The sequence below is a fragment of the Isoptericola dokdonensis DS-3 genome (genome assembly GCF_001636295.1).
Lineage (GTDB): Bacteria > Actinomycetota > Actinomycetes > Actinomycetales > Cellulomonadaceae > Isoptericola > Isoptericola dokdonensis.
Genome location: NZ_CP014209.1, coordinates 3,796,742 through 3,820,400 on the forward strand (window position 1 = coordinate 3,796,742; position 23,659 = coordinate 3,820,400).

Here is a 23,659-nt window from a genome sequence, read left to right on the forward strand (position 1 = left end):
CCACCACGTCGCGCCGTGCGGGTGCGGGGCGGCGTCAGGGCGACGGGTCGAGGGCGCGGTCCACCGCGGCCAGGGGGATCGGCAGCCAGTGCGGCCGGTGCCGCGACTCGTAGACGACCTCGTAGAGCGCCTTGTCGAGGACGAGCGCGCGCAGGGCGACCTCGGCCGTGCCCTCGTCCAGCCCGGGAGGAAGGCCTGCCGCCCGGCGGTACGCGGCGAGGAGCTCCCCGGCGGCGTCCGCCCGCCACAGCGCCGGGTCGGCGGCCCCGCCGACGGCCGCCGCGTAGTCGAAGGAGCGCAGCATCCCGGCGACGTCGCGCAGGGGCAGGTCCGGTGCCGTCCGCTCCGCCACCGGCCGCTGCGGCTCGCCCTCGAAGTCCAGCACCTTCCAGGCGCCGTCGCCGTAGAGGGTCTGGCCCAGGTGCAGGTCGCCGTGCACGTGCTGGGTCGGTGGCGGTGCGGGCAGCGCGGCGAGGCGGCGCTCGAGCTCGTCGAGGAGCGCGCCGATCTCGTCGGCCCGCCCGCCGAGCTCGGTGGGCGCCTCCGCCACGGCACGCGCGGCCCGGACCCGCAGCCCGGCGACGAAGCGACCGGCGTCCAGCGGCGGGCCCGGCGGCAGCACCCGGCGCAGGCGCTCGTGCAGCTCGGCCAGCAGCCGCCCCAGCGCGCCCGCGTGCCCCACGAACGACTCGTCACGGCTGGCCAGGTCGCACGCCAGCTCGAACCCGTCCTCCGCGTGCGGCACCAGCTCGGACAGGATCGCCAGGTGCACCGGCTCCGTGTCGTCCGGGTCCACCTCCAGCGCGCCCAGGAACCGCGGGACGCCGTCCCACCCGTCCGCCGTCAGCGCCGCCGGCACCACCACGTCCGGGTGCGGGCCGTCCGCCACCGTCCGCAGGATCTTCAGCATCGCGCCCGTGCCGCTCGGCGACGGGACCGCCGGGAGGAACACGGACGTGTTCGACTGCTCGCCCGCCAGCACCCGCGCCCGCTCGGTCAGCACGTCCAGGTCGCCGGGCACCCCCATCGCGTGCAGCAGCGTCACCCAGCCGGTCGGGTTCGCCCCGCCGTCGTGCACCGCCACCTCGCCCGCCTGCGTCGTGATCGTGCCGATGTGCCCGAGCCCGGTGTGCGCGACGTCCGACAGCACCAGCGGCACCTGGGCCACCAGCTCGCCGCCCGGCAGCGCCGCACCGGTGAGCCGCACCAGCAGCAGCACCAGGTGCGGCTCGGCGGTCGGGACCGCGCCACCGTCCGACAACGGTCCCGACACCCCGTCGGCGTCGTCCTCGTCAGGGCCGGCGAACGTCACCGCCAGCCACGGCTCGACGCTCACCTCCCCGGCACCCGGGTACCAGCGCTGCGTCGGAAGCCAGGCCGCGAGCAGGTCGCCGACGCTCGGGTCGGGGGTCGCGGAGTGCACGGAGACGTCGACCATGACTCACCTCTCCTGAGAGCCGTCCGGGGGTGTCGCGAGGAGCCAGTAGAAGTCGCGCGAGCCCCACGAGAGGGTCACCCGACCGTCCTTGCCGACGGCGGGGAACCGCCCGCCGCCGAACACGTCCGTCAGCGACCAGCCCGCCATCCCGGGCAGGTCGATCGTCGCGGAACGGGCCGTCGTGGACAGGTTCGCGGTCACCACGAGAGTCTCGTCCGCGCGGCGCGTGAACGCGAGGATCGCGTCGTCGTCGGTGTCCCGGGCGGTGAAGTCGCCCGTGCCGAACGTCGGGTGCAGCCGCCGCACCGCCAGCATGCCGTGCACCCAGTGCAGCAGCGACGTCGGCTGCGCGAGCTGCGCCTCGACGTTGATGTGCTGGTAGTGGTGCACCAGGGACTGGTTGAGCGGCAGGTACAGCTTGCCCGGGTCGGCCGTGGAGAACCCCGCGTTGCGGTCCGGGGTCCACTGCATGGGCGTGCGCACGGCGTCGCGGTCCGGCAGCCAGATGTTGTCGCCCATGCCGATCTCGTCGCCGTAGTACAGGCACGGGCTGCCCGGCAGGGACAGCAGCAGCGCGTGCGCGAGCTCGATCTCCTTGCGGGAGTTGTCCAGCAGCGGCGCGAGCCGGCGCCGGATGCCGACGTTCGCGCGCATGCGCGGGTCCTGCGCGTACCAGCCGTACATCGCGGCACGCTCCTCCGTGGACACCATCTCCAGGGTGAGCTCGTCGTGGTTGCGCAGGAACGTGCTCCACTGCCCGCCCCGCGCCGGGATGTCCGGGGTGTCCGCCAGGATCTCGAGGAGCTGGTTCGCCCGCTGGTCGCGCAGCGCGTAGTAGATGCGCGGCATCACCGGGAAGTGGAAGCACATGTGGCACTCGGGCTCGTCGTCGGTGCCGAAGTAGTGCACCACGTCGTTCGGCCACTGGTTCGCCTCGGCCAGCATGATGCGGCCCGGGAACTCCTCGTCGATGAGTCGGCGCAGGTCGCGCAGGAACCCGTGCGTGCGCGGCAGGTTCTCGCAGTTCGTCCCCTCCTCCTCGAACAGGTACGGCACCGCGTCGAGCCGGAAGCCGTCCACGCCGAGCCGCAGCCAGAACCGCACCACGTCGAACATGGCCTCGGCGACCTGCGGGTTCTCGAAGTTGAGGTCCGGCTGGTGGGAGAAGAACCGGTGCCAGTAGTACTGGCGGCGCACCGGGTCGAACGACCAGTTCGAGCTCTCCGTGTCCACGAAGATGATCCGCGCGTCCTGGTAGCGGGTGTTGTCGTCCGACCACACGTAGAAGTCGCCGTACGGGCCCTCCGGGTCGGAGCGCGACGACTGGAACCACGGGTGCTGGTCGCTCGTGTGGTTCATCACGAGGTCCACCACGACGCGGATCCCGCGGGCGTGCGCCTCCTCCACCAGCCGGCCGAAGTCCGGCAGCGAGCCGTACTGGGCGGCCACCGCGGTGAAGTCGGCGACGTCGTACCCGCCGTCGCGCAGCGGTGACGGGTAGAACGGTGGCAGCCACAGGCAGTCCACGCCCAGCCACTGCAGGTAGTCGAGGCGGTCGATGATGCCGTTCAGGTCGCCGCTGCCCCCGCCGTCCGAGTCCCCGAACGCCCGCACCAGCACCTCGTAGAACACCGCGGTGCGGTACCACTCCGGGTCGTCGGTCAGACCGGTCTGCGGCAGTGCCGGCAGCTCCGGCTGCCGCCGCGGCGGAAGCGCCTGCACGGGGATCTGCCGGGTCACGGGACGCGGGACCTCGACCCCGCCGGTCGACGCGGTCACGCCGGGTCCACCCGCAGCACGTGCGCGACCTGCTGCTGCGGATCGAGCCGGACGTACGGGTGGGCGCCCCACCCGAAGGTCTGCCCGGACAGCTCGTCGTGGACGGCGAAGAAGGGTTGGTCCTCGGTGCCGTCGGGACGTGCCAGGCCGAGCGCCTCCAGGTCGAGCAGCAACGTCGACTCCTGCGCCTGGTGCGGGTCGAGGTTCACCACGACCAGCACGACGTCGTCCTGCGTGGCCCCCGGCCGCCCGGCCGCCGGCAGGTGCTCCGCGCGGACCCGCCGCGAGAACGCGACGACCTGGTCGTTCGTCGTCGTGTGCACGGTGATGTTGCGCAGCTGCTGCAGCGCCGGGTGGGCGCGACGGACCTCGTTGAGCCGGCCCAGCAGCATCGCGATGCCGAGGTCGTCGGCGCGGGACCAGTCGCGCGGCTTGTACTCGTACTTCTCGTTGTCGATCTGCTCCTCGACGCCCGGGCGCGGCACGTTCTCCACCAGCTCGTAGCCCGAGTAGATCCCCCACGTGGGGCTGCCCGTCGCCGCGAGCACGGCCCGCACCGCGAACCCGGCGACGCCGCCGGCCTGGAGGTACGGCGGCAGGATGTCGTGCGTCGTCGGCCAGAACGACGGCCGCATGACGGCGCCCTGCTCCCCGCCGACCTCGGCGAGGTACTCCTCGACCTCCTCCTTCGTGTTCCGCCAGGTGAAGTACGTGTACGACTGGTGGAACCCGATCCGGGCGAGGGTCTGCATCATCGCCGGCTTGGTGAACGCCTCCGACAGGAAGATCACCTCCGGGTTGGTGGCGTGCACCTGCGCCAGCAGCCACTCCCAGAAGTCCAGCGGCTTCGTGTGCGGGTTGTCCACGCGGAACAGCGTCACGCCCCGGTCGATCCACACCCGCACCACCCGCAGCACCTCGGCGTAGATGCCCTGCGGGTCACGGTCGAAGTTCAGCGGGTAGATGTCCTGGTACTTCTTCGGGGGGTTCTCCGCGTACGCGATCGTCCCGTCCGCGCGCACCGTGAACCACTCCGGGTGCTCCGTGACCCACGGGTGGTCCGGGGAGCACTGCAGCGCCAGGTCCAGGGCGACCTCCAGGCCGTTCGCGTGCGCCTCGGCGACGAACGCCTTGAACCCGCGCTCCGTGCCGAGGTCCGGGTGGATGGCGTCGTGCCCGCCCTCCGGTGAGCCGATCGCGTACGGGCTGCCCGGGTCGCCCGGCTGCGCGTCGAGCGTGTTGTTGCGGCCCTTGCGGAACGTCGTGCCGATCGGGTGGATCGGCGTCAGGTAGACGACGTCGAAACCCATCGCCGCGATCGCGGGCAGCCGCTTCGCCGCCGACACGAACGTGCCCGACCGCCACGTCCCGTCCCGGCGCTGCGTCGCGCCCTCCGACCGGGGGAACATCTCGTACCAGGACCCGGCCAGCGCGAGCCGGCGGTGCACGCGCAGCGGGTAGGTCGCGCTCGGCGTCATCTGCTGCCGCAGCGGGATCCGGCGCAGCGCCTCCCTCACCGCCTGCTGGGTCGCCATCGCGAGCCGCGCCTCCGGGGGGCGCGTGGTGTCCGCGAGCTCCGCGGCGACTTGCGCGAGCAGCTCGGCGTCGGCGCGCGACCGCCGCTTCTGCAGGCGCTGGGTGATGATCTCGACGAACAGGCGGGCGCCCTCGGTGAGCATCAGCTCGACGTCCTGGCCCGCCGGCACCTTGATCGAGGCGTCGTGCGCCCACGTCGCGTACGGGTCGGACCACGCCTCCACCCGGAACGACCAGTCGCCCTCGGCGTCCGGCTGCAGGAAGCCGCGGAACCGGTCCAGGCCCGGCGCGACGTCGTCCATCGGGGCCCACGAGTGCACCCGCCGGTCCGGGCCGAACAGCACCGCCGTCGCGTTCACGGCGTCGTGCCCCTCCCGGAACACGGTGGCCTCCACGGGTACCACCTCCCCGGGGGTCGCCTTGGCGGGCCAGCGGCCGCCCTCCACGACGGGGGAGACCTCGAGCACGGGGATGCGGCCGATCGGGCGGTACGGGGTGGGCTGGGGCGACGTCACGCCTCCACGCTAGTCAGCCGGAGGCCCCGGTGCGCGACAACATGCCCGGACGGACGGTGTCGATCACGATTCCCGCGGATCAGCCGGCCGCCGCGAGCGCCCGCCCGGTGACCCGTCCGGTGTGCAGGCAGCCGCCGAGGAACGTGCCCTCCAGGGCGCGGTGGCCGTGGACGCCGCCGCCGCCGAACCCGGCGGCCTCGCCGACGGCCCACAGACCGTCGAGCACGGTGCCGTCGTCGTGCAGCACGCGTCCCGACGGGTCGCACCACAGGCCGCCGAGGGTCTTGCGGGTCAGCACGGACAGGCGGACGGCCAGCAGCGGGCCGTCCTTGGGGGTGGTGAGGGGTCGCGGCGGCGAGACGCGGATCATCTTGTCGACGCGGAAGTCGCGGGCGGCGCGGGTGGCGACGACCTGCGGGTCCTTGCCGAGGCCGGAGGCGACCTGGGCGTCGCGGGCGGCGACGATCGCGGCGAGCGCGCCGGGGTCGACGTGGCCGCGGGAGCCGGGGGTGGCCTCGGTGAGGGCGTTCATCTTCCCGGCGAGCTCGGCGGGTGTGTCGGCCCACAGGAACTCGGGGGACTCCGCGGCGAACCGCGCGACGGGCCCGACGGCGCCCGGCAGGACGCGCTGGGCGAGCAGGCGCAGGTCCTTGCCGGTGAGGTCGGGGTTCTGCTCGGACCCGGACAGGGCGAACTCGGAGTCCATGATGGCCTTGTTGAGCACGAACCAGGAGTGGTCGTCCCCGCGGCGGGTCACGTGCTGGAGCGCGCCGAGGGCGTCGAAGCCGGGGAACAGCGGCGCGGGCAGGCGATTGCCGTCGGCGTCGAGCCACAGCGAGGACGGGCCCGGCAGGATGCGGATGCCGTGGTTCGTCCAGACGGGCGAGTGGTTGGCGATGCCCTCCGGGTAGTGCCACATGCGGTGCTCGTGGACCAGCGCCGCGCCGGCGTCGGCGGCGTGGCCGAGCATGAGGCCGTCGGTGGAGTCGGGGACGCCGGACAGCATGCGGGCGGGCAGGGTCCCTGCCCCGGCGTCCCAGCGGTCGCGGGCGAGGTCGTGGTTGGCGCCGATGCCGCCCGACGCGACGACGACGGCGCCGGCGGTGAGCTCCTCGGTGCCGACGACGTCGCGGGTGGACGGGGCGCCGCGCAGGGCGTCGTCGTCGGCCAGGATCTCGGTGCGCACACCGGTGACGCGGCCGCCCGAGACGACGAGCCCGACGGCGCGGCGGCGGAACCGCAGGTCGAGCAGCCCGGCGGAGCGGGCGCGGTGGGCGGCCTCGACGAACGGGGCGATGACGGCGGGGCCGGTGCCCCAGGTGACGTGGAACCGCGGGACCGTGTTCCCGTGGCCTCCGGTCGGGTAGCCGCCGCGCTCGGCCCACTGCACGAGCGGGAACCAGCGCACCCCCTTGGCGTGCAGCCAGGGGCGCAGGTCGCCGGCGGCGGCCTCCACGTAGTGCTTCGCCCAGGCGTAGCCGTGCCGGTCGGGGCCCTCGCCGTCCTCCGCGCCGGGCGCGAAGCGCGCGGAGCCCAGCCAGTCGGCCCACGCGAGCTCGGCGGAGTCGCGCACGCCGAGGCGGCGCTGCTCGGGGGAGTCCACGAGGAACAGCCCCCCGAACGACCACCAGGCCTGCCCCCCGAGGGAGGCCTCCGGCTCCTGGTCGAGCAGGATCACGCGGCTGCCCGCGGCGGTGAGCTCGGTCGCGGTCACCAGGCCCGAGAGCCCGGCTCCGATGACGATGACGTCGGCGTCTGCCATGGCCGCATCCTGCCAGACGTCCGCGTCCGCACCCAGGGATGCCGCGGGTGACGTGTCACCTCCGGGCCACGAACACCTCGACGCTGAGCGACTCGACCCGGGCCGTGCCCGGCTCGTCCACCTCGTCCGCCTCGTCCGGCCCGTCGGGGGAGTCCCACGTGGAGCTCCACACCCGGTCCCAGGGCGCGGCGCCGTCGAGCGGGTCGGGCAGGGTCACGACGGCGTCCTCCAGGCCGCCGTGCAGCACCACCAGGACGTCCGCGTCGTCGTCCTCCGGCCCGGGCCGCAGCATCTGGATGATCCGGCGGCCGTCGACCGACCAGGCGGCCGCGTCCATCGCCGCGCCGCCGTCGTCGTACCAGAGCAGGTCGGTGAGCTCCTCGCCGGGCCGGGGCACGCCCAGGTAGAACGACTCGGCGCGCAGGGCGGCGTGCTCCGCCCGCAGCCCCGTGAGGAACCGGGCGGTGGCCAGCAGCTCGGCACCGGCCGTATCGAGGTCCCAGTCCAGCCAGGAGATCTCGTTGTCCTGCGCGTACGCGTTGTTGTTGCCGCCCTGGGAGCGGCCCATCTCGTCCCCGGCGGTGATCATCGGCGTGCCTGCCGACAGCAGCAGGGTGGCCAGCAGGTTGCGCTGCGACCGGCGGCGCAGGGGCACGACCGCCGACCACGGCTCCGTGGTCGCGTCGGCACCGGACGGGTCGTGCCCCTCGACGCCGTGGTTCCACGACCGGTTGTCGTCGGTGCCGTCGCGGTTGTCCTCGCCGTTGGCGTCGTTGTGCTTGTGGTCGAACGACACGAGGTCGGCGAGGGTGAAGCCGTCGTGGGCGGTCACGTAGTTGATCGACGCCACCGGCCCGCGCATCAGCGGCGGGTCCGAGTGCCCGAAGAGGTCCGCCGACCCGGCGAGCCGTGTCGTCAGCTCCCGCAGTCCGTGCATGGGCTGGCCGTGCGAGCCGGCCTTCGGGGCCTCCAGCCAGAACGAGCGCGCCGCGTTGCGGAACCGGTCGTTCCACTCGGCCATCGGCGGTGGGAACCGGCCCGTCTGCCAGCCGCCGGGACCCACGTCCCACGGCTCGGCCACGAGCTTCAGCCCGGACAGCACCGGGTCCGTCTGCAGCGCCACGAGGAACGGGTGGTCGGGGGTGAAGCCGTCGTGGTCGCGTCCCAGCGTCACGGCCAGGTCGAACCGGTAGCCGTCGACGTCCACCTCCTGCGCCCAGTACCGCAGCGAGTCCAGCGCCATCTGCACCACCCGGGCCCGCCGGAAGTCCAGCGTGTTGCCCGTGCCGGTGACGTCCGCCAGCCGCGCCGGGGACGAGCCGTCGTGCAGGTAGTACAGCGTGTTGTCCAGCCCGCGCCACGACAGGTCGAGCGCGTCGTCCCCGCCCTCGCACGTGTGGTTGTAGACGACGTCCAGCAGCACCTCGATGCCGGCCTCGTGCAGCAGGTGCACCATGCCGCGCACCTCGTCCAGGACGGCGTCCGGCCCGGCCGCGCGCGCCGCGGCCGTCGCGTACCCGGCGTGCGGGGCGAAGAACGACATCGTGGAGTAGCCCCAGTAGTTCGACAGCCCGCGTCCGGCGAGCCACGGCTCGGACGCGTTCGCGTGGATCGGCAGCAGCTCCAGCGTCGTCACGCCGAGCGCCTTGAGGTGCTCCACCACGGCCGGGTGCGCCACCCCCGCGTAGGTGCCGCGCAGCTCGGGCGGCACCCCCGGGTGGCGCATCGTCAGGCCGCGCACGTGCGCCTCGTACACCACCGTGTCCGCCCACGGCACCCGCGGCCGCCACACCGTGGCGCGCGGGTGCTCGGGCATCACCACGCCGTGCGGCACGAACGGCAACGAGTCCTCGCCGTCCGGCCCGCCGTCCTCGCCCGCCCCGCCGCCCAGCGTCGCCGGGACGTACGCGAGGTCGCCTGCGTACCCGCGCGCGTACGGGTCGAGCAGCAGCTTCGCCGGGTTGTGGCGCATGCCCGCCGCCGGGTCCCACGGGCCGTGCACGCGGAACCCGTACCGCTGCCCCGGCCCCACGCCCGGCACGTGCCCGTGCCACACCCCGTACGTCGGGCCGTCGAGCTCGACCCGCCGCTCGGTGTACCGGGCCGGGTCGTGCGCGTCCAGCGCGGCGTCGACCTCGTCGATCAGGCACAGGTCGACGCCGGTCGCGTGGGACGCGAGCACCGCCACGTCGATGCCGCCGTCCGGCGTGGTGCGCACCCCCAGCGGGGGGACGTGGCTGCGCGTCCGCGTCGGGCGGGTCAGCGGCGTCACCTTGGGTCTGGCCTCCATCCGCACATGATGTCCCAGACCGGTGACGACGACACGTCCGCACGTCGCGCGGCGCGTCGCGACCGTGCCCGCCGCGCGTCCGAGGTGAGACGGCGACAGGGCGACGGCGACCGGAGCGCTAGGCTCGGCACTGGCGGCCGACCGCCGCCGTCCCAGCCCGTCGAGCACCTGATCGGAAGGTTCCTCGTGCGCATCGTCGTTCTCGTCAAGTACGTCCCGGACATCAACGCCGACCGGCGGTTCGAGGACTGTCGGGTCGTGCGGTCGCCGGGCGAGGGCACCCTCAACGAGCTCGACGAGAACGCCCTCGAGGCCGCGCTGCGGATCGTCGACTCGCTCGACGACGACGCCCGCGCCGCTGCCGAGGTCGTCGCCCTCACGCTCGCGCCCGAGCAGGGTGACCTCGCGCTGCGCAAGGCGTACCAGATGGGTGTCGACCGTGGCGTCCGCGTCACCGACGACGCCCTCGCCGGCTCCGACTACGCCGGGACCGCCGCCGCGCTCGCCGCCGCCGTGCGCCGCCTGGAGGCCGACGGCCCCGTCGACCTGGTCGTCACCGGCATGGCGGCGCTCGACGGCCTGGGCTCCGTGGTCCCGGCCCTCGTCGCCACCGAGCTCGGCCGCCCCGCCCTGACCTTCGCGAAGAAGGTCGCCCTTGCCGACGGCGTGCTCGAGGTCGTCCGCGAGACGGACGAGGCCACCGAGACGCTGACCGCGCCGCTGCCCGCCGTGCTGTCCGTCGCGGACACCGCGAACACCCCGCGCATGCCGAACTTCAAGCTCATCATGGCCGCGCGCACCAAGACGATCGAGGCGTGGAGCCTCGCCGACGTCGGGCTCGACGCCGGGCTCGTCGGGGACGCGGGTGCCCGCACCGCCACGACGCACGCCGCCCCGCGCCCCGCCAAGCCCGAGGTCGAGCTCGTCCAGGACAAGGGCGAGGGCGGCAAGGCCCTCGCCGAGTTCCTCCTCCGCCACGACCTCGTCTGAGAGGACCGCCAGATGACCAACCGCACCGTCCTCGTCCTCCTCGACCCCGCCGGCGAGGTCCGCTCCAGCATCCTGGAGCTCCTCACCATCGGCCGCGCGCTCGGCCGCGTCGAGGCGGTCACGCTCGAGTCGCCGTCCGTCGAGGCGCTCGCCCAGCTCGGCGCCCACGGTGTCGAGACCGTCCACCAGGCCGAGCTGCCCGCCGACCTGCGCGGCGACGCCCGGCACCTGTCCGGCGTCGTCGCCGCGACCCTCGCCGCGGCCGTCCGGCGCACCGACGCCGACGTCGTCCTCGCGCCGTCCACGTTCGCCGCGAAGGAGGCCGTCGCGCTCGCCGGGCAGGCGCTCGGCGCGGGCGTCGTCATCGACGCCGCCGGCGTGAGCGAGGACGAGCAGGGTCGGATCGTCGGCACCAAGCGCGTCTTCGCCGGGTCGTGGGACACCACCAGCGTCGTGACGACCGACGTCGCGCTGCTCACCGTCCGCGCCAACACCGTCGTGCCGAAGCCCGCGGACGCGGCCGTCGCCACCGAGGTGGAGGGCTTCGCCGTGAGCGTCGACGCCCCCCTGCCCACCGTCACGCAGCGCGTGCCCGTCGTGCGCGACGCCGCCCGCCCCACGCTCGAGGAGGCGGCCACCGTCATCGCGGGCGGACGCGGCACCGGCGGCGACTTCGGCCCCGTCGAGGACCTCGCCGACGCGCTCGGCGCCGCCGTCGGCGCGTCCCGCGACGCCGTCTTCGAGGGCTGGTTCGACCGCTACGTCGGCCAGACGGGCGTCACGGTCGCCCCGCGTCTCTACATCGGCGCCGGCATCTCCGGCGCCCCCCACCACCGCGGCGGCATGCAGGCCTCCCAGGTGATCGTCGCCGTCAACTCCGACCCCGAGGCGCCGATCTTCGAGATCTGCGACTTCGCCGTCGTCGGGGACCTCGCGGACGTCCTGCCCCAGGCCGCGGAGGTCATCCGGGCGCACAAGGCCGCTCGGTAGCTGCTGCTGTCGGTCACCAGGCCTGGTCCGAGGGCCTGCGCGCGGTCGCGCTCACGGGCCCCAGGGGGCCCTCCGCTTCCGGTCTGACGACCGCGCGCAGACCCTCGGACCAGGCCCGGGCGGCGTCGTCTCGCGAGGGCGCGACAGCGTGTCGCCGAAGTCGACCCACCCGTACTGAGATCGACGTTCCGTGCATCGATCTCGGCACGGGTGGGTCGATCTCGGCGTTCGGCTCCGACGACGGCCCGGACGGACGGAGCTCAGCCGCCCGCGAAGGGCGGCAACAGGTCGAGGGTCGCGCCGTCGGGCACGGCGTCGGTCGGTGCGGCGCGGCGGCCGTCGAGCAGCACGGAGCAGCGGGCGACGACGGGCTCGGCGGACGGCACGGCGGCCATGAGGTGCGCGACGACGTCGGCCACGGTCACGGCACCGGCACCGGCACCGGCACCGGCACCGGCACCGGCACCGGCACCGTCGGCGTCGACGGCGACGGCGACCGTCCGGTCTGCGAACCCGAGTGCCGCGCGGGCGGCGGCGAAGCACCGCACCTGCACGGTCACCCGGACGGCGGGGTCGAGTCCTGTGTCGCTCATCGTCAGCCTCCGATCGCGCTCATGGTGCGTTCGGGCTGGGTGAACGACGGGTCGCTCATCCCGTGCCCGGGGCCCTTGGCCCACATGGCGGCCCGCCACAGGTCGGCGAGCACCGCGTCGGGGGCCCCGGCGCGCAGGGGGCCGAGCAGGTCGGTCTCGGTGTGCGCGAACAGGCAGTCGCGCACGCCGCCCTCGGCGGTGAGGCGGGTGCGGCGGCAGTCGCCGCAGAACGGCTCGGTGACGGACGCGATGATGCCGACGCGGCCGAGCCGCTCGCCGGTGGCGACGGACCGGACGACGAACCGTTCCGCGGGGGCGCCGTCGCGCGGCTCGTGGTCGGGAGCGAGCGCGAACCGTCCGCCGAGCAGGCCGCGCACCTCGGCGGCGGTGACCATCGCGGACCGGTCCCAGGAGTGGTCGGCGTCGAGCGGCATCTGTTCGATGAACCGCAGCTCGAACCCGCGGTCCAGGCACCAGGAGAGCAGGTCGGCGGCGTGGTCGAGGTTGACCCCGCGCACGAGCACGGCGTTGATCTTCACGAGGTCGAACACCTCGGCGGCGGCGGCGATCCCGGCGAGGGTGCGTTCGAGGAAGGGACGGCGCGCGAGGGTGGCGAACGTGTCGGGGTCGAGGGTGTCGAGGGAGACGTTGACGCGGTCCAGCCCGGCGTCGCGCAGCCGGTGCGCCCGGGAGTCGAGGCCGACGGCGTTGGTGGTGAGGCTGATCTCGGGCCGGTGCTCCAGCGCGGCGACGTCCCGCACGATGTCCACGAGGTCGCCGCGCAGCAGCGGCTCCCCACCGGTGAACCGCACCTGCTGGACGCCGAGCTCGCGGGTGGCGACGTCGACCAGCCGGGCGATCTCGGCCCGCGTCATGACCTTGGCGCGGGGGAGCGCGGGCAGGCCCTCGGCGGGCATGCAGTAGGTGCAGCGCAGGTTGCAGCGGTCCGTCAGGGAGACGCGCAGGTCGGTCGCGACCCGCCCGAACCGGTCCACCAGCCCGTCCGTGGCGGGGCGGTCGGCGGGCAGCGCGACACCCTGGTCGGTGACGGCGGTGGGGATCGCGGGGATCCCGAGGTCGACGAGCGTCATGGGGCTCCTCAGCTCGTCGCTTCCCAGCCGAGGGCGAGCCGTGCGGCGCGCTCGACCGCGTCGTCGTCCGTGACCCCCGTGGCCCCCTGCGCGGCGGCGAGCCCGCGGGCGTACCCGACGAGGTAGGTGGTGACGGGGGCAGCGGGCCGGGCGACGTGGTGGGCGGCGTCGCGGGCGAGGTCGAGCACCTCGGTGACGTCGATGCTGCCGCCCGGCAGCCCGAGCTCGGCCTCGAGGGCCTCGACCCAGCGTGCGAGCACGGTGGGGGTGTCGGGGGTGTCGGTCATGGGTGCGCCTCCTCGGGTCGGTCCGCGTGCCGGGCGGAGAGCCTGGTCACATCCTCCCAGGTGTCGACGTCGTCGCTCGCACCGGTGGCGTCGTCGACCTCCACCAGCGTCAGCCCGGCGACGAGTCGCCGCACGGGCGCACCGTGCACGACCAGCCCGGCCGCGGCGGCGGCGAGGGCGTCGGCGCGGTACAGGCCGGTCAGCCACTGCGCGCGTCCGTGCCGCACGAGGTGCACGCCGTCGGCGTCGGGGTGGCGGGCGGCCGCCGCGAGGAGCGGGTCGACGGCGTCGGCCGCGCCGGGGACGTCGACGGCGAGCACGAGCACCCGTCCCGGCCGGTCGGGACTTCCGGGCCGGGAGAGGGCGGCGAGCCCGGCGGCGACCCCCGCGACCGGTCCGCCGCGCGGCGGGTCCTCGCAGGTGACGACGACACCCGCCGGGACCGGCCTCACCTCGTCGGCGGGGCCGACGACGACGGTGCGTCCCGCCCCGGCGCAGGCCGTCAGCGCCCGGTCCAGCAGGGTGCGGTCGCCGACCAGCACGCCGGGCTTCGGGGTGCCGCCCAGCCGGGTCGCCCGCCCGCCGGCGAGCACGATCGCGTCGTACGTGGGCCCGGCCGTCATCGGGGCTCCGGGACGCGCAGCACCGTGAGCAGGTCACCGGGGCGCACCTGCTCGACGTCGGCGGGCACGACGGCGAGGGCGTCGGCGTGGGGGAGCGCGGACAGGTGGTGGCCGCCCGGTCCGGCCGGGGCGGCGCCGTCGGGGCCGAGGCGCACCGGCACGACCTGCTCGACGCCCGCCGGGCTGGTCCAGCCGGCCGCGGCGGGGACGGTGAGCGCGGTGTCGTCGACGACCCCGGCGAGCCGCCGCACGGCGGGCAGGACGTACAGGACGGTCGAGACGAACGCGCTCACCGGGTTGCCGGGCACCGCGACCCACGGCACGCCCCGCCAGGCGGCCAGGGCCTGCGGCCTGCCGGGCCGCATCGCGACGGTGGCGACGTCGACGTCGCGGGCGGCGCCGGAGGCGAGCACCTCCCGGACGACGTCGGACGCACCGGCGGAGACCCCGCCGGACGTCACCACCAGGTCGACGCCCGGCCCCGGGGCGACGTCGGTGCCCGGCAGCGGCGCCGTGACGCGGTCGAGCGCCGAGCGCAGCGCGGCACCGTCGTCGGGCACGGCGCCGACGCGGACCACGTCGGCTCCCGCGGCGCGCACGAGCGCGGCGAGCATGAGTGAGTTGGAGTCGGGCACGGTGCCGGCACCGCCCGTGCCGAGGGCGACGAGCTCGGACCCGGTGGAGAGCACGGCGACCCGGGGACGCCGGTGCACCGGCACGGCCGTGAGCCCGGCGGCGGCCGCGGCTGCCACGACACCCGCACCGACCCGCTCGCCCGCCTTCGCGAGCGGAGCACCCGGCTGGACGTCGGAGCCCGCCCGGCGGACGTGGTCGCGGTGCTGCCGGGCGAGCGTCACCGTGCGTTCCGTCGTCGGGCCCCCGGCGACGAACCGGCCCGTCGAGGTGCGCTCGACCGGGACGACGGCGTCGAACCCGGTCGGCAGCGGGGCGCCGGTCATGATGCGCACGACGCCGGGCCGGTCGCCCGGGTCGGTGCTGCCGGGACCGCCGGCGCGGACGTCGGCGAGCACCGGCAGGGTCACCGGGGAGCCGTCGGCGGGCAGGTCGGAGAGGCGCACGGCATACCCGTCCATCGCGGCGTGGTCGAACCCGGGGACGGCCGCCGCGGCGACGACGTCGCCCGCGAGCGCCAGCCCGAGCACCGCAGGATCGTCGAGGGCGACGGCGGCCGCGTCCACGGGCGAGACCCGCGCCAGGACGGCGGCGCGGTGCTCGGCGATGGTGCGCTGGCTCACGTCGGCCACGATAGGCGGGGCATGTGTCCGGCGTGCAGCACCGTCCTCACAGCGGTCGGCGCGGGGCGGTGAGGTCACGGCCCGGTCTGTGCCCGCACCCGTCGGCGGACCGGCCCGAGCGTGAACAGGAACGTCAGCGCCGCGGTGAGCGCGAGCAGGCCGAAGCCGAGGTCGTAGTCGCCGTCGGCGGCGTACACGGCACCCATGATCAGGGGCGGGATGAACCCGCCGAGACCGCCGGCCGCGCCGACGACGCCCGTCACGGCACCCACCTTGTCCGGCGGCGCCATCCGCGCCACCAGGGCGAACGTGGCACCCGAGGACGCGCCGAGCCCCGCGGCCATGCCGAGGAACGCGATCGTGGCGCCCGGCACCAGGGCCGGCTGGAAGATCACGACCGCCGCGAACACCGTCACCACCGCGAAGCACGCGAGGGACACCGGGATCGGGCCGACCTTGTCCGACAGCGTTCCCCCGACGGGCCGCATGACGACGGCGAGGACGACGAACCCGGCGGTGCGGAACGACGCGTCCGACGCCGAGAGGTCGTAGGCGTTCTGCAGGAACGTCGGCAGGTACACGCTGAACGCGACGAAGCCGCCGAAGCCGACGGCGTACAGCCAGGACAGCTGGAGCGTCGCGGGGATCTTCATCGTCGCCCAGGTGCGGGCCATCATCCCGGGCGCGTCCGGGCCCGGGGCGACCCGGTCCGGGGACTCCCGGAGCATCGTGCGGGACACGAGCGCGAACACCGCGAGGAACCCCGCGACGATCCAGAACGGGGCGGTGTCGCCCCACGCGTCGCGGATCGGCACCGTGCTGAACGACGCGATCGCGGTGCCACCCATGCCCGCGCCGAAGATGCCGATCGCCGTGCCGCGGCGGGCCGGCGGGTACCAGGAGTTGACGAACGGCACGCCGATGGCGAACGTCGTGCCGCCGAGGCCCAGGAAGAACCCGCCGAGCAGCAGCAGCGGGAGGCTGTCCGCCACCAGGCCCACGAACAGCACCGGCACGATCGTCGCGGCCGCCGCGACGGGGAACACGACCTTCGCGCCGAACCGGTCGGTGAGCGCGCCCATCGGGATGCGCCCCAGCGAGCCGACGATGACCGGCACCGCGACGAGCACCGAGACCTCGAAGTCCGTCAGGTCGTACAGCTCGCCGTAGGTGTTCCCGAGCGGGCTGAGCAGCGCCCACGCCCAGAAGCAGATCGCGAACCCGCCGGTCGCCAGCGCGAGCTGGCGGGTCGCCCCGGGCCGTGTGGCCACGGCGTCCGGCGTCGTCGGCTGCTGCGCTGCGTCCGTCATCGTCTCTCCCGGGGTGTCGAGGTGGGCTCCCAGCCCGGCCGTGGGGTGCGGGCACCGGAGCCCGACGTGGTGTCGCGCGACCGGTACACGATGTACGGCCGGAACGGGTAGGCGACCGGTGCGGAGAACGCGTGCACCAGCCGCGTGAACGGCCACAGGGCGAACAGCAGCAGCGCGACCGTGACGTGCACCTGGAACGCCAGCGGGACGCCCGCCATGAGCAAGGGCTCCGGCTGGAGGACGAACAGCGTGCGGAACCAGGGCGAGATCGTCTCGCGGTAGTCGTAGCCGTGGCCGCCCGCCAGGATCTGGGTGTGGACGGTCGCCCATGCGCCGGACAGGATCGACGCGGCGAGCCCGACGTACATCGCCTTGTCCATGCGGGTGGTGGCCTGGAACACCGGTCCGGTGGTCCGCCGCCGGTAGACGAGGATGACCAGCCCGGCCACGAGCGCGAGGGCGCCGAGAGATCCGAGCCACGTCGCCAGGAAGTGGTAGGCGGCCTCGCTGACGCCCGCCGCCTCCGTCCACGACTTCGGGACGACGAGCCCGACGAAGTGCCCGGCGATCACCGCGAGGAGGCCGAAGTGGAACAACGGGCTGCCGAGGCGCAGCAGCCGCTTCTCGTAGAGCTCGCTGGACCGGGTGGTCCAGCCGAACTTGTCGTACCGGTACCGCCACAGCGTGCCGACGACGAAGATCGCCAGGCAGGCGTACGGCACCACGACCCACAGCACGATCTGGTCGCCCGTCACGTCCACGGCAGGTCCCTCCCTCCGGGGCCCGCGGCCCCGTACCCGTCCAGCCCGACCGTCTCCGTCGGCGGCCCGGCCGCCACGAGGTCGGCGACCCGTTCGGCGGTCGCGGCGTCCACGGGCGCCAGGGTGAGGCACACCGCCTCGATCCCGGCCGCCCACGGCGAGCCGAGCGCCGCCAGCGCCGAGCGCAGCACCTCGATGCCGTCCCGGTGCGCGTCGAGCAGCGCGCCCGCGATCCGGGCGCCGTCCGGGCCGCCGCACGCCGACAGCTCCAGCACCGTCGGCAGGTAGTCGGGCAGCTCCGTGCCGGTCGTCTCGAAGCCTGCCGCGCGGTACGCCTCGACGAAGCGCACCAGGGCCGCCCCCCGGCGACGGGTGTCCCCCGCCGCGTAGTACGACAGGTACATCGAGCAGCGCCGCCGCAGGTCGAACGTCGCCACGTAGTCCGCCTGGAGCGCCCGCTGGTCGCCGTCGAGGAGGAGCGCGGCCAGGCCGTCGAGCCGGTCCCGGACCGACGTCGGCAGACCGGTCACGGCGGTGCGCACCTGCGCCGCGGCGGCGAGTGTCTCGTCGTCGGGGTAGGCGAGCAGCAGGGAAGCTGCCATGTGAGCGGTGGCCCGGGACGCGTCGTCGAGGCGCACCGGGTCCAGGGCGTCGAGCCGCGCGGCACGCACGCCCGGGCGGGGCAGGAACGCGAGCCTCATGACGCCCCCCGTCCGGACCCGCCCTGCCGGCCGCCCGTCCCGGGGTCCTCGTCCGGCGGGAACAGGCCGTCCGGGCGGCCGTTGCCGTCCCAGTTGAGGAGGTTGACGCGGCCGGGGGTCGACGGGCCGTACGGGGAGTCCGCCGTCTGGCGGTTCGCCAGCGCGTGGAAGTTCTCCACCGCGACGGGCGTCGGCTGCCCGGACGACGACCCGAACGGCCCGGCCCCGCCCATGCCGGGCCCGCCCTCGTAGTCGAGCGAGCACGCCATCTCCTCCAGCTCGTCGGCGATCTCGGCGTGCGCCGTCGGGATGACGTAGCGCTCCTCGTACTTCGCGATCGCCAGCAGCCGGTACATCTCGCGCACCTGGTCACCCGTCATGCCGACGGCCGCCGCGGTCTCCTCGACCGGTTCCCGGCCCAGGTTGACGTCCCGCATGTACGAGCGCATGGCCGCGAGGCGCCGCAGGACCCTCTCCACCGGAGCGGTGTCGCCCGCCGTGAACAGCCCCGCCAGGTACTCCAGCGGGATCCGCAACTGCGAGATGGCGGCGAACAGGGTCCGCCCGTCCTCGCCGTCGTTGCCCGACGACGCCACGACGTCCACCACCGGCGACAGCGGCGGGATGTACCAGACCATCGGCAGCGTCCGGTACTCGGGGTGCAGGGGCAGGGCGACCTCGTAGTCGTGGATCAGCCGCCACACGGGGGAGCGCTGCGCCGCGCCGATCCAGTCGTCCGGGATGCCGTCGCGGCGTGCGGCGGCCACCACCTCCGGGTCGTGCGGGTCGAGGAGCACGGACCGCTGCGCCGCGTACAGGTCGTGCTCGTCCGGCGTGGCCGCGGCCTCGCCCACCCGGTCGGCGTCGTACAGGACCAGCCCGAGATACCGCAGCCGGCCCACGCACGTCTCCGAGCAGACCGTCGGCTGCCCGACCTCGAGGCGCGGATAGCAGAGCGTGCACTTCTCGGCCTTGCCGGTCTTGTGGTTGAAGTAGACCTTCTTGTACGGGCAGCCCGTGACGCACATGCGCCACCCGCGGCACTGGTCCTGGTCGACCAGCACGATGCCGTCCTCGGCCCGCTTGTACATCGCGCCCGACGGGCAGGAGGCCACGCACGCGGGGTTGAGGCAGTGTTCGCAGATGCGCGGCAGGTAGAACATGAAAGTCTGCTCGAGCTCCTCGGCCACGTGCGAGCTCATGTGCGCCAGCACCGGGTCGTCCTGCATCGTCGCGGTGGACCCGCCGAGGTCGTCGTCCCAGTTGGCCGACCACCTGATCTTCATGTCCTCGCCCGTGAGCAGGGACTTGGGCCGGGCGACCGGGGTGTGCTGCTGCGCCGGCGCGGAGAGCAGCACGTCGTACTCGTACGTCCACGGCTCGTAGTAGTCGTGGATGTCGGGCAGCTTCGGGTTGAAGAAGATCGTCGCGAGCTTCTTCCACCTTCCACCGGCGCGCAGCGTCAGCCGCCCCCGCCGGGTGAGCCTCCAGCCGCCCTGCCAGCGCTCCTGGTCCTGGTAGGTGCGCGGGTAGCCGAGGCCCGGGCGGGTCTCCACGTTGTTGAACCACACGTACTCGGTGCCCGTCCGGTTCGTCCACGCCTGCTTGCACGTCACCGAGCACGTGTGGCACCCGATGCACTTGTCGAGGTTCATCACCATCGACATCTGCGCCATGACCTTCATCGCCCCCACCTCCCGATCGCCGCTCGGTGTCTCTGGTCGCGCTCGCCGACGGACTCGTCCCTCGTTCTGCGGCTCTCCGTTCGGGCGGTCACGAGTACCGCACCTCCTGCGAGCGCCGCCGGATCGTCGTGATCTCGTCGCGCTGGTTGCCGGTGGGGCCGAGGTAGTTGAACGCATAGGTGAGCTGCGCGTACCCGCCGGCCAGGTGGGTGGGCTTGAGCAGGATGCGGGTGAGCGAGTTGTGGATGCCGCCGCGCTGCCCGGACGTCTCGGCGAGCGGCACGTCGACCGTGCGCTCGGTCGCGTGGTACATGAAGACGGTGCCCTCGGGCATGCGGTGGGACACGACGGCTCGGGCCACGACGACGCCGTTGCGGTTGACGGCCTCGATCCACTCGTTGTCGGCCACGCCGATCTTCGCGGCGTCGGCGGGACTCATCCACACGTTCGGTCCGCCCCGCGAGAGCGACAGCATGAACAGGTTGTCCTGGTACTCCGAGTGGATGGACCACTTGGAGTGCGGCGTCAGATACCGCACCGCGACCGTGGCGTGCCCGTCGGCCTCGCCGACGGTCCCCGGGACGGGGGAGTCGCCGAACAGCCGGTGCAGGTCGAGCGGCGGGCGGTACACGGGCAGCTGCTCGCCGAGCTCGACCATCCAGTCGTGGTCGAGGTAGAAGTGCTGGCGGCCGGTGAGGGTGTGCCAGGGCTTGAGCCGGTCGACGTTCACGGCGAACGCCGTGTAGCGCCGGCCGCCGTGCTCCGACCCGCTCCACTCCGGCGAGGTGATGACGGGCACGGGGCGGGCCTGGGTGTCGGCGAACGTCACGAGCTTGGCCTGCTCGTCGCGGGCGAGATCGGCGAGCTCGCGACCGGTCCGCTTCTCCAGGTGCTCGAAGCCCTGTACGGCGAGACGCCCGTTGGACGTGCCGGACAGGGTGAGGATCGCCTCGCAGACCTGCACGTCGGTGTCGAGCCGTGGCCGTCCCGCGGTGGGCCCGGCCGCGACCGTGCCGTTGCGCTGCCCGAGGGAGCGCACCTCGACGTCGGGGGAGAACCTGACGCCCTTGGTGACCATGCCGACGGAGTCGGTGAGAGGGCCGAGCGACGCCATCCGCGCGGCGAACGCCGGGTAGTCCCGTTCGACGACGGCGAGCTTCGGCATCGTCACGCCGGGGACCAGGTCGCGCTCCGTGACGGGTGATCCGGGGTCGGGGACGGTGCCGTGCGGCATCGCGAGCTCGTCGGGCGTGTCGTGCGCCAGGGGAGACGCGACGAGGTCGTGCCGCACCCCGAGGTGCGTCTCCGCCAGCCGGGAGACGTCCCTCGCGATCGTGTGGAAGGTCGCGAAGTCGGTGCGGCACTGCCACGGCGGGTCGATCGCCGGGCTGAACGAGTGCAGGTACGGGTGCATGTCCGTGCTCGACAGGTCGTGCTTCTCGTACCAGGTCGCGGCGGGCAGGACGACGTCGGAGTACAGGGTGGTGCTCGTCATCCGGAAGTCCGCCGTGACCAGCAGGTCGAGCTTGCCGCGCGGCGCCTCGTCCCGCCACGTCATCGTCCGCGGCCGCCGCCCCGGCGGCGACTCCGCCGCCCGCACCGCGGACTCCGCGCCCAGCAGGTGCCGCAGGAAGTACTCGTTGCCCTTCGCCGACGACCCGAGGATGTTCGAGCGCCACACCGTGAGCACCCGGGGGAAGTTCTCGGGGGCGTCCGGGTCCTCGACCGCGAACCGGAGGCGCCCCGCCCTCAGCTCGTCCACGACGTGCTGCGCAGGCTCCTTGCCCGCCGCGCGAGCCTCGTCGACGAGGTCCAGGGGGTTGCGGTCGAACGTCGGGTAGGCGGGCATCCAGCCGCGCTGCACCGACTCCACCAGCGCGTCGGCGGTGGTGCGCCCGGCCAGCAGCCCCTTCGCCAGCGGGGAGGCCAGCGAGTCCGCGGGCATCCCGTCGTAGCGCCACTGGTCCGTCGCGAGGTAGAGGAAGCCCGTGCCGATCGTCTGCCGGGGCGGGCGCACCCAGTCGAGCCCTCCCGCGTACTGCGCCCACCCCGTCACCGGGCGGCACTTCTCCTGCCCGACGTAGTGCGCCCAGCCGCCGCCGTTGACCCCCTGGCAGCCCGTCACCGTGGTCAGCGTGAGGAACGCCCGGTACGTCGCGTCGCCGTGGAACCACTGGTTCGCCCCGGCGCCCATGATGATCATCGAGCGGCCGCCCGAGTCCAGCGCGTTCTGCGCGAACTCCCGGCCGATCCGCTCCGCCTGCACCGCCGGGACACCGGTCAGCTCTTCCTGCCACGCCGGTGTGCCCGGGGTGCTCGCGTCGTCGTAGCCCGTCGGCCACTCGCCCGGCAGGTCCAGGTCCGGCCGCGCCACCGCGTACTGCGCGAGCAGCAGGTCGAACACCGTGGTGACCAGGTGCCCGCCGACCTCCCGCACCGGGACGCCGCGCGCGACGACGCCCGCGCCGCCCAGGTGGGCCGCCTCGTCGTCCCCGTCCTGCGGGACGAGGTCGAAGCGCGGCAGCAGCACGGCGACGGCCTGCGGGGCCTCGTCGGTCCGGTCGAGGTCCGCGATCGACAGCACCGGGTCGACGTCGCCGAGGTCGAGGTTCCAGCGGCCCTCGTCGGCGTCGCCGTAGCGGTGGCCGAGCGTGCCGTTCGGGGCGACGGGCGTGCCGTCGGCGTCGAGCAGCACGGTCTTGAACCGGTTGTTCGCCATCGTCGAGGCGCCCGGCAGGACGTCGTCAGAGAGTTCGGCGGCGGTGAGGAACTTGCCGGGCGTGAACCCGCCGGACGGGTGGGTGTCGAGCCGCACGAGGAACGGGGCGTCCGCGAACCGCTGGAGGTACGCCGCGAACGCGGCGGTGCGCCGCTCGACGAGGAACTCGCGCAGCACCACGTGCCCCATCGCCAGGGCCAGCGCCCCGTCGGTGCCGGGGTGCGGCGCCATCCACTCGTCGGCGAACTTCGTGGCGTCGTTGAAGTCGGGATTGACGGTGACCACCTTGGCACCGCGGTAGCGGGCCTCCGCCATGAAGTGCGCGTCCGGGGTGCGGGTGACCGGCACGTTCGACCCCCACAGCACCAGGTAGGACGAGTTCCACCAGTCGGCGGACTCGGGGACGTCGGTCTGGTCGCCGAACACCTGGGGGCTCGCGACCGGCAGGTCGGCGTACCAGTCGTAGAACGACAGCATGGTGCCGCCGAGCATCTGCACGAACCTGGCGCCGACCCCGTGCGACACCATCGACATCGCGGGGATGGGGGAGAAGCCCGCGACGCGGTCCGGCCCCCACCGCTTGATCGTGTGCACGTGCGCGGCCGCGACGAGCTCGGAGACCTCGTCCCAGGTGGCGCGGACCAGGCCGCCGCGCCCCCGGGCGGACTTGTAGCGGGCGGACACCTCCGGGTCGGACGTCACCCGCTCCCAGGCGAGCACCGGGTCCCCGCCCACCTCCGCCCGCGCCGCGCGGAACGCCTCCAGCAGGACGCCGCGGACGTACGGGTAGCGCACCCGCGTGGGGGAGTAGGTGTACCAGCTGAACGCCGCGCCGCGAGGGCACCCGCGCGGCTCGTACTCGGGGGAGTCGGGCCCCACCGACGGGTAGTCCGTCTGCTGCGTCTCCCAGGTGATGATGCCGTCCTTGACGTACACCTTCCACGAGCACGACCCCGTGCAGTTCACGCCGTGCGTGGAACGCACCACCTTGTCGTGCGACCAGCGGTCCCGATAGAAGACGTCCCCCTGGCGCCCGCCGCGCAGGAACAGCTGGCGCAGGTCCTCGCTCGTCTCCCCCCGGCGCAGGTGCCGTCCCAGCCGCAGCAGCGGATCCTTCCCGTCCCCGGCGGGCACGGCGGTCGGAGGTGCGGTGGTGCCGTGCGTCATCGCGGACTCCCTGCTGCTGGGGGCTCGAGGGTGCTGCTCGAAGTCAAACCCAGCGGTGGGCGTCGCGCATGGCGAGACAACTTCTCACAGTGGTGCCGCGGGGAGTGAGAGTTCTTCCTCATGGGGATTTCACGCCCCGACGACGGGAGGCGAAACACCCGCTTCC

The 23,659-nt window shown here is 74.1% G+C and carries 17 protein-coding genes; 2 read left to right on the forward strand and 15 right to left on the reverse strand.

The genetic code is table 11. The annotated features are described in order from the left end of the window. Positions 1 to 34 precede the first annotated feature (34 nt). From I598_RS17220 to glgX, 5 genes are all read right to left on the reverse strand, one after another. The gene (locus tag I598_RS17220; RefSeq protein WP_068204576.1) at positions 35 to 1,438 is read right to left on the reverse strand and encodes a phosphotransferase; all 1,404 of its coding nucleotides are present in this window, start codon (positions 1,436 to 1,438) and stop codon (positions 35 to 37) included. Between the two features lie 3 nt (positions 1,439 to 1,441). Beyond that, positions 1,442 to 3,217 (reverse strand): maltose alpha-D-glucosyltransferase, encoded by a 1,776-nt coding sequence (gene treS / locus I598_RS17225; RefSeq protein WP_418268502.1) that lies wholly within the window; start codon positions 3,215 to 3,217, stop codon positions 1,442 to 1,444. Continuing rightward, a complete protein-coding gene (locus tag I598_RS17230; protein ID WP_068204580.1) occupies positions 3,214 to 5,268 on the reverse strand; it encodes an alpha-1,4-glucan--maltose-1-phosphate maltosyltransferase in 2,055 nt (684 codons plus the stop codon). Before I598_RS17230 ends, treS begins: the two co-directional genes overlap by 4 nt. Before the next feature lie 79 nt (positions 5,269 to 5,347). Next, on the reverse strand, positions 5,348 to 7,030 hold the full coding sequence (locus I598_RS17235; protein ID WP_068204583.1) for an FAD-binding dehydrogenase: 1,683 nt from the start codon (positions 7,028 to 7,030) through the stop codon (positions 5,348 to 5,350). Between the two features lie 55 nt (positions 7,031 to 7,085). Beyond that, positions 7,086 to 9,320: a glycogen debranching protein GlgX gene (glgX, locus tag I598_RS17240; protein WP_068204586.1), complete on the reverse strand. Its 2,235-nt coding sequence runs from the start codon at positions 9,318 to 9,320 to the stop codon at positions 7,086 to 7,088. A 186-nt stretch (positions 9,321 to 9,506) separates the two neighbouring features. On the opposite strand from glgX, the gene I598_RS17245 reads away from it, so the two are divergent. Together I598_RS17245 and I598_RS17250 are read left to right on the forward strand one after the other, a co-directional pair. After that, complete coding sequence (locus I598_RS17245; protein WP_068204590.1) at positions 9,507 to 10,310, forward strand: electron transfer flavoprotein subunit beta/FixA family protein; 804 nt, start codon at positions 9,507 to 9,509, stop codon at positions 10,308 to 10,310. A gap of 12 nt (positions 10,311 to 10,322) precedes the next feature. Continuing rightward, entirely contained in the window at positions 10,323 to 11,300 is a 978-nt protein-coding gene (locus I598_RS17250; protein ID WP_068204593.1) for an electron transfer flavoprotein subunit alpha/FixB family protein, read from the forward strand. A gap of 260 nt (positions 11,301 to 11,560) precedes the next feature. On the opposite strand, the gene I598_RS17255 is transcribed toward I598_RS17250, so the two are convergent. The 10 genes from I598_RS17255 to I598_RS17300 form a co-directional block, all read right to left on the reverse strand. Further along, entirely contained in the window at positions 11,561 to 11,893 is a 333-nt protein-coding gene (locus tag I598_RS17255; RefSeq protein WP_068204596.1) for a MoaD/ThiS family protein, read from the reverse strand. Positions 11,894 to 11,895: 2 nt separating this feature from the next. Next, positions 11,896 to 12,984, reverse strand: a complete 1,089-nt coding sequence (gene moaA, locus I598_RS17260; RefSeq protein WP_068204600.1) for a GTP 3',8-cyclase MoaA — start codon at positions 12,982 to 12,984, stop codon at positions 11,896 to 11,898. Positions 12,985 to 12,992: 8 nt separating this feature from the next. Beyond that, positions 12,993 to 13,271, reverse strand: a complete 279-nt coding sequence (locus I598_RS17965; RefSeq protein WP_068204603.1) for a DUF6457 domain-containing protein — start codon at positions 13,269 to 13,271, stop codon at positions 12,993 to 12,995. Continuing rightward, on the reverse strand, positions 13,268 to 13,894 hold the full coding sequence (mobA, locus tag I598_RS17270; protein ID WP_068204606.1) for a molybdenum cofactor guanylyltransferase: 627 nt from the start codon (positions 13,892 to 13,894) through the stop codon (positions 13,268 to 13,270). The genes I598_RS17965 and mobA overlap by 4 nt, the downstream gene beginning before the upstream one ends. After that, the gene (locus I598_RS17275) at positions 13,891 to 15,150 is read right to left on the reverse strand and encodes a molybdopterin molybdotransferase MoeA (protein ID WP_068205415.1); all 1,260 of its coding nucleotides are present in this window, start codon (positions 15,148 to 15,150) and stop codon (positions 13,891 to 13,893) included. Before I598_RS17275 ends, mobA begins: the two co-directional genes overlap by 4 nt. Positions 15,151 to 15,224: 74 nt before the next feature. Beyond that, positions 15,225 to 16,460: an MFS transporter gene (locus tag I598_RS17280; RefSeq protein WP_068204609.1), complete on the reverse strand. Its 1,236-nt coding sequence runs from the start codon at positions 16,458 to 16,460 to the stop codon at positions 15,225 to 15,227. After that, on the reverse strand, positions 16,457 to 17,221 hold the full coding sequence (gene narI, locus I598_RS17285) for a respiratory nitrate reductase subunit gamma (protein ID WP_418268503.1): 765 nt from the start codon (positions 17,219 to 17,221) through the stop codon (positions 16,457 to 16,459). The genes I598_RS17280 and narI overlap by 4 nt, the downstream gene beginning before the upstream one ends. Next, a complete protein-coding gene (gene narJ / locus I598_RS17290; RefSeq protein ID WP_068204611.1) occupies positions 17,212 to 17,922 on the reverse strand; it encodes a nitrate reductase molybdenum cofactor assembly chaperone in 711 nt (236 codons plus the stop codon). The genes narI and narJ overlap by 10 nt, the downstream gene beginning before the upstream one ends. Beyond that, entirely contained in the window at positions 17,919 to 19,607 is a 1,689-nt protein-coding gene (narH, locus tag I598_RS17295; RefSeq protein ID WP_068204613.1) for a nitrate reductase subunit beta, read from the reverse strand. The genes narJ and narH overlap by 4 nt, the downstream gene beginning before the upstream one ends. 88 nt (positions 19,608 to 19,695) lie before the next feature. Continuing rightward, positions 19,696 to 23,493 (reverse strand): nitrate reductase subunit alpha, encoded by a 3,798-nt coding sequence (locus I598_RS17300; protein ID WP_068204616.1) that lies wholly within the window; start codon positions 23,491 to 23,493, stop codon positions 19,696 to 19,698. Positions 23,494 to 23,659: the final 166 nt, after the last annotated feature.

Bases quoted from the DNA above. Each gene is read 5' to 3' on its own strand.
- I598_RS17220 (WP_068204576.1), bottom strand. From the start codon at position 1,438: ATGGTCGACGTCTCCGTGCACTCCGCGACCCCCGACCCGAGCGTCGGC.
- mobA (WP_068204606.1), bottom strand. From the start codon at position 13,894: ATGACGGCCGGGCCCACGTACGACGCGATCGTGCTCGCCGGCGGGCGG.
- narJ (WP_068204611.1), bottom strand. From the start codon at position 17,922: ATGAGGCTCGCGTTCCTGCCCCGCCCGGGCGTGCGTGCCGCGCGGCTC.
- I598_RS17965 (WP_068204603.1), bottom strand. From the start codon at position 13,271: ATGACCGACACCCCCGACACCCCCACCGTGCTCGCACGCTGGGTCGAG.
- moaA (WP_068204600.1), bottom strand. From the start codon at position 12,984: ATGACGCTCGTCGACCTCGGGATCCCCGCGATCCCCACCGCCGTCACC.
- I598_RS17250 (WP_068204593.1), top strand. From the start codon at position 10,323: ATGACCAACCGCACCGTCCTCGTCCTCCTCGACCCCGCCGGCGAGGTC.
- I598_RS17280 (WP_068204609.1), bottom strand. From the start codon at position 16,460: ATGACGGACGCAGCGCAGCAGCCGACGACGCCGGACGCCGTGGCCACA.
- I598_RS17255 (WP_068204596.1), bottom strand. From the start codon at position 11,893: ATGAGCGACACAGGACTCGACCCCGCCGTCCGGGTGACCGTGCAGGTG.
- I598_RS17300 (WP_068204616.1), bottom strand. From the start codon at position 23,493: ATGACGCACGGCACCACCGCACCTCCGACCGCCGTGCCCGCCGGGGAC.
- I598_RS17235 (WP_068204583.1), bottom strand. From the start codon at position 7,030: ATGGCAGACGCCGACGTCATCGTCATCGGAGCCGGGCTCTCGGGCCTG.
- glgX (WP_068204586.1), bottom strand. From the start codon at position 9,320: ATGGAGGCCAGACCCAAGGTGACGCCGCTGACCCGCCCGACGCGGACG.
- narH (WP_068204613.1), bottom strand. From the start codon at position 19,607: ATGAAGGTCATGGCGCAGATGTCGATGGTGATGAACCTCGACAAGTGC.